We start from the raw sequence: 5,170 nt of genomic DNA, 5'->3' as shown, positions 1-5,170 counted from the left end.
CCCAGGTGGAGCTCACCATCGACAACACCGACGGTGCCCTCCCCATTGACTACTCCGAGGTGACGATCTCGCGCACCCTGTTCCGCGGCGGCGGTTCGGAGTACTCCATCAACGGTGCCCCCGCCCGCCTCCTGGACATCCAGGAGCTCCTCTCCGACACCGGCATGGGACGCCAGATGCACGTCATCGTCGGGCAGGGGCAGCTCGACGCGATCCTCTCCTCCACACCTGAGGAGAGACGCGGCTTCATCGAGGAGGCCGCCGGCGTGCTCAAGCACCGCCGTCGCAAGGACCGCGCACTGCGCAAGCTCGCCGACATGGACCAGAACCTGGTCCGCGTGCTCGACCTGACCAATGAGATCCACCGACAACTCAAGCCCCTGGCCCGGCAGGCCCGTGCCGCGCGTCGGGCCTCCGCCATCCAGGCACGGCTGCGCGACGCGCGTGCGCGTCTGCTCGCCGATGACCTCCAGGGCATGCAGGACCGGCTGGCCGCCCAGGAGGACAGCGACCGCGCCCTCGCCCGGCGCCTCGAGTCACTCACCGCGGAGCTCGCCCGTGAGCGTGGGGCCCTGGAGGCGGTCGGCGAGCAGGAGCGTGCCTCGAACCCCCGTCTGGAGTCCGCCACCTCGGCCTGGCGTGAGCTGACGACGCTGCACGAACGCCTCGCCGCCACCGCCATGCTCGCCGCCGAACGGGTCTCGGCCCTCTCCGTGCCGCCCGCCCCACCGCAGGGCGAGGACCCGGACGACCTGGAGCGCCGGGCGCAGGAGGCCACCGCCGAGGACACGGAGCTCCTCACGCAGGTGGAGGCCGCGCGCGGCGCCCTGGAGGGGGCGAGCACGTCCCGGGAGGAGGCGGAGTCCGCCGAGGAGAGCGCCGCCCGTGAACTCGCCCGGGTCAACCGGGTGCTCGCCGACCACCGGGAGAAGGTCGCCCGGCTCACCGGCGACGTGTCCTCGGCGCGGTCGCGCCTGGAGGCCGCCCGTGCCGAGGCCGGCCGGGCCACGGAGCTCCACGAGGCCGCACGTGCCCGGCAGGAGGAGGCCGAGCGCAGGTCCGCGGGGACGCCGGCGCCCCCTGAGGACGGGCAGGATCCCGCTGCGACGGCCCACACCCGCGCAGCTGCCGCCCGCGACGCGGCGCGGGCACGGGTGGACGCACTCCTCGCGGAGGAGCGGGAGGCGCGCGCGCAGCGGGCGCGCTGGGAGGCCCGGCGTGACACCCTGGCGGAGTCCCTCACCCCGGAGGACGCCACCGCGGACCTCGTCCACCAGCCCGGGATCCTCGGGGAGGTCCCCTCCTTCCTCCGCGTCGAGCAGGGCTGGGAGGACGCGGTCTCCGCCCTGCTCGCCCCCTTCGCCGACGCCGCCGTGGCGGATGCGCTGGGTACTGCCGTCGACCGGCTGCGGGACGCACGCGCACGAGGGGCGGGGCGCGTGCGCATGCTGCTGGCGGACCCGGGGGCGGAGGAGGGCTCCGGGGCGACGGGACACACCTCCCCGCCCCGCGCGACGTTGCCCCACGGGGCCCGTTGGGCCCTCGACGTCATCACGCCCCGCAGCGAGGCGGCGCTGCCGCTGGAGGAGATGCTGGACGGGGCGGTCGTCTGCGCCGATCTCGACCAGGTCCCGGCCCTGCTGGGGCTCCCGGGGGTCCGGGTGGTGGCCACCGGTGCCGGGGACGTCCTGCGCGACGGCGCCGTGGTGGGTGCGGGCGCCGGGGGGACCTCGGTGCTCACCCTCCACGCCCAGCACGAGGAGGCGGTCTCCGGGGCGCGCGCCGCACTCGGGCGTGAACACGCGGCGGAGGCCGCCCTCGTCGACGCCACCGCGGACCTGGACGCCGCGGTGCACGCCACCAACGAGGCGCTGCGCTCCCTGCGCGCCCAGGACGCGGAGCGTGCACGTGCCACCGAGGCCGCGGCCCGTGCCGCCTCCGCCGCCAGTGCCGCCGCCGCGGAGACGGAGCGTTCGCTGGCCGGGGTCCGCAGGGCGCAGGAACAGGTCGAATGGGCTCAGCAGCAGGTGCTGGAGGCGGAGGAACGCCTGGGTGCCTCCACCGGCATCGTGCCGGACGAGGACCTCTCCCGGGCCCAGCACCACGCCGAGGAGTGCGCTGCCCGGGCGCGCGCCGCCAGGGAGGAGGAGACCACGCGTCGCCTCGCCCTGCGCACGACGGAGGAACGTTCCCGCCAGGCCCAGGGCCGGGCGCGCGCACTGCGCCAGGGGGCGGCCCGCGCACGTGAGGAGCTCGTGCGCCGGGAGCGTTCCGAGGCGCTGCGACTGTCCCGTCTGGAGCGCACACGGGAGGTCGCGGGACTGGCGCAGCGGTGGGTCGCCGCCGCCGCAGGTGCCCTGGCACGTGCCGATCAGGAGCGCACCGCCGCCGAGGAGGCGCGAGAGCAGACCTCCCGACGCGTCCACGAGGTGCGCGGGCGCATCGACACCCTCACCCGGGAGCTGACCGAGGTCACCGGGGTGGGGCACCGCGACGAGATCGCGCGCGCCGAGCTCGACCTGCGCATGGAACAGCTCCGTGCCCGCATCGTGGAGGAGGTCGGCCTCGAACCGGACCAGCTCATCGAGGAGTACGGCCCCCACAACCTCGTCCCCGTCCTCGACCCCGGGGACGGCACGACCCACGGGGTCGAGGCGGACGCGGAGGCGGACGGGTCGGAGGGTGCCGGGCCCGTGCTGGTCCCCTTCGTGCGGGAGGAGCAGGAGCGACTCCTGGAACGCGCGCGACGCGAACTCGAGCGTCTGGGGCGGGTCAACCCCCTGGCCCTGGAGGAGCACGAGGCCCTCTCGCGACGCCACGAGTTCCTCGTCAGCCAGGTCCAGGACCTCAAGTCCTCCAAGGCGGACCTGCTCCACATCATCGACGACGTCGACACCCTGGTCGAGGAGGCATTCGCGAAGGCCTTCCAGGACACCCAGCGCGAGTTCGCCCACACCTTCGAGGTGCTCTTCCCCGGCGGCGAGGGCAACCTGGTCCTCACCGAGCCCGAGGACATGCTCTCCACCGGCATCGAGATCGAGGCCCGCCCCGCGGGCAAACGCGTCAAGAGGCTCTCCCTGCTCTCCGGTGGTGAGCGTTCCCTGGCGGCACTGGCGTTCCTGGTGGCGATCTTCAAGGCGCGTCCCTCGCCCTTCTACGTCATGGACGAGGTCGAGGCCGCCCTGGACGACGTCAACCTCTCGCGCCTGTTGGAGATCTTCCGCGAGCTCCAGCAGAGCAGCCAGTTGATCGTCATCACGCACCAGAAACGCACGATGGAGATCGCCGACGCCCTCTACGGGGTCACGATGCGTGACGGAGTGACCCGCGTCGTCTCCCAGAGGCTCTCCGGAGCACCCGCCACGGCAGGGAGGCACTGAGCGGGGCCACGTGTCGGAATCACCCTCCCCGTCGGCGGGGCTCCGATACATTGTCCCCTGTCGGAACGTCCGGACACAGGGGCGACGCGAGGCGCCGCCCCGGGGAGTGGGGCAGGGATGTCGGAATCGACGGCCAGCGAGATCGTCCGAGGGGTCGGGGGACCGGGCAACATCGTCTCCCTCACGCACTGTGCGACGAGGCTCAGGTTCCAGTTGCGCGACGCCAGCGGGATCGACCAGTCCCAGATCGAGGCGATCCCGGGTGTCATGGGGGCAGTTCCCCAGACCGGCGACCGCTTCCAGGTCGTCATCGGGGGCGGTGTCCAGAACGTCTTCAACGACATCCAGGCACTGCCGGAGATGTCCCGGGGTGCGAGCGCGGCGGACGTGGCCGCGGCGACCAAGGCCGCGGAGCGGGCCAAGGGCCCGCGTGGCAAGGTCGCCTGGCTCGACTCCCTCTTCGAGTTCCTCTCCGACTCCTTCCGGCCCATCCTCGGCGCACTGCTCGGCGCCTCGCTGTTCATCACCTTCATGGCGCTCATGGGCACCATCGGCGTCATCCCGAACTGGGCGGACCCCCGCACGGAGCTGNGGCCCGGGTGCCGCGATCGAGCCGAGCGGGGACACGGTGCACGCGCCCGCGGCCGGCAAGGTCGTCGTCGCCCAGGCCACCGGTCACGCCTTCGGCCTCAAGCTGGACTCCGGCATCGAGCTGCTCATCCACGTCGGCATCGACACCGTGAACCTGGACGGCAAGGGCTTCGACGTCCACGTGTCCGCCGGGCAGGTCGTGGCCGAGGGTGACCCACTGGTGACCTTCGACCGCGCCGTCATCGAGGCGGCCGGGTACTCCCTGGTCACGCCGGTCATCGTCACGAACCACCGCAGGTTCGCCTCCGTCACCGAGGTGGCCGAGGGGACCGTGGCCGTGGGCGACGCGCTGTTGGAGGTCACCGCCAAGGAGTGACACCCGGTGGGCCACACGGCCGTGAGGCGCGTCATGATTGCAGAACGGACACGTGTGGGGTGTGGCCTCGACGGCCGGGGCGGCCGCATGGGAACGTGGGGACATGTTCGAAGGAGTCGCCGTCATCGTCCTGACCGTCGTCGTCGTGCTCGTCGTGGCCGTCGGCGTCATCATCGCGCTCGCGGTCACCCGGCGGCCCGCCGACCAGTGGAAGTCGCACCTGCGCAACCAGCCCGCCTCGTGGACGGAGCTGGAGGACGAGGGTGTGGTCCTCGACGACGTCGATCCCCAGGAGGTGTCCCTGGAGGACATGCTGGCGGCCGGCGCCCAGAACGGTTCCGCCTACATCGAGCCCGAGGAGATCCCCGGGTACGAGCACCTCGAGAGCGCCGCGGAGCGCATCGAGCGCCTCCAGGCCGCGCGTGGCTCGGAGCGGGCGGGTGAGCGGCCCGACGCCGGGGGTGCTGCGGACTCCGGACGCTGAGGTCGGGTCCGTCCCGCAGGACCTCCCAGCACCACCCACGACCCCCCTACCGGGAGGTGGAGGCAGACGCCCGTGGTGGGGGATGATGGGGTCATGGATGCACTGCTGAACTTCCTCCAGACGCCCGTCGGCATCGCGGTCGCGGTCCTCGCGGTCGTGCTGCTCGTCTCCGTGGTCGTGTGGGCCCTGCGTCGCCCTCGTCCCCCCCGGGTGGAGCCACCCGTCGAGCGCGAGGTGCCCCCCGCGGTCCGCCCGCCCGAGGAGGAGGCGCCCGCGGTGGGTTCCCCGACGGGGGGCGCGGGGGTCGCGGGCGCCTCCTCCTCGGGCGGGCGGACCGCG

3 protein-coding genes and 2 pseudogenes are annotated in these 5,170 nt (G+C 73.4%); all 5 read left to right on the top strand.

What is annotated here, in order from left to right:
- A partial coding sequence (smc, locus tag BQ9890_RS00505; RefSeq protein ID WP_195907593.1) for a chromosome segregation protein SMC occupies positions 1-3,380 on the top strand: 3,380 nt, incomplete at its 5' end.
- Positions 3,381-3,497: 117 nt separating this feature from the next.
- A pseudogene (locus tag BQ9890_RS16745) lies at positions 3,498-3,572 on the top strand (hypothetical protein); the annotation flags it as partial.
- Positions 3,573-4,008: 436 nt separating this feature from the next.
- Positions 4,009-4,347, top strand: a complete 339-nt coding sequence (locus tag BQ9890_RS16035) for a PTS sugar transporter subunit IIA (RefSeq protein ID WP_230297742.1) — start codon at positions 4,009-4,011, stop codon at positions 4,345-4,347.
- Positions 4,348-4,450: 103 nt separating this feature from the next.
- A complete protein-coding gene (locus BQ9890_RS00490) occupies positions 4,451-4,831 on the top strand; it encodes a hypothetical protein (RefSeq protein WP_143226185.1) in 381 nt (126 codons plus the stop codon).
- A 93-nt stretch (positions 4,832-4,924) separates the two neighbouring features.
- Positions 4,925-5,170: pseudogene (locus BQ9890_RS15720) on the top strand (hypothetical protein); the annotation flags it as partial.

The sequence above is a fragment of the Actinomyces provencensis genome (assembly GCF_900155435.1).
In the GTDB taxonomy this organism is placed as follows: Bacteria; Actinomycetota; Actinomycetes; order Actinomycetales; family Actinomycetaceae; genus Pauljensenia; species Pauljensenia provencensis.
Note: the sequence above shows the minus strand (reverse complement) of the source record. Positions and strands in the feature narration are given on the sequence as shown.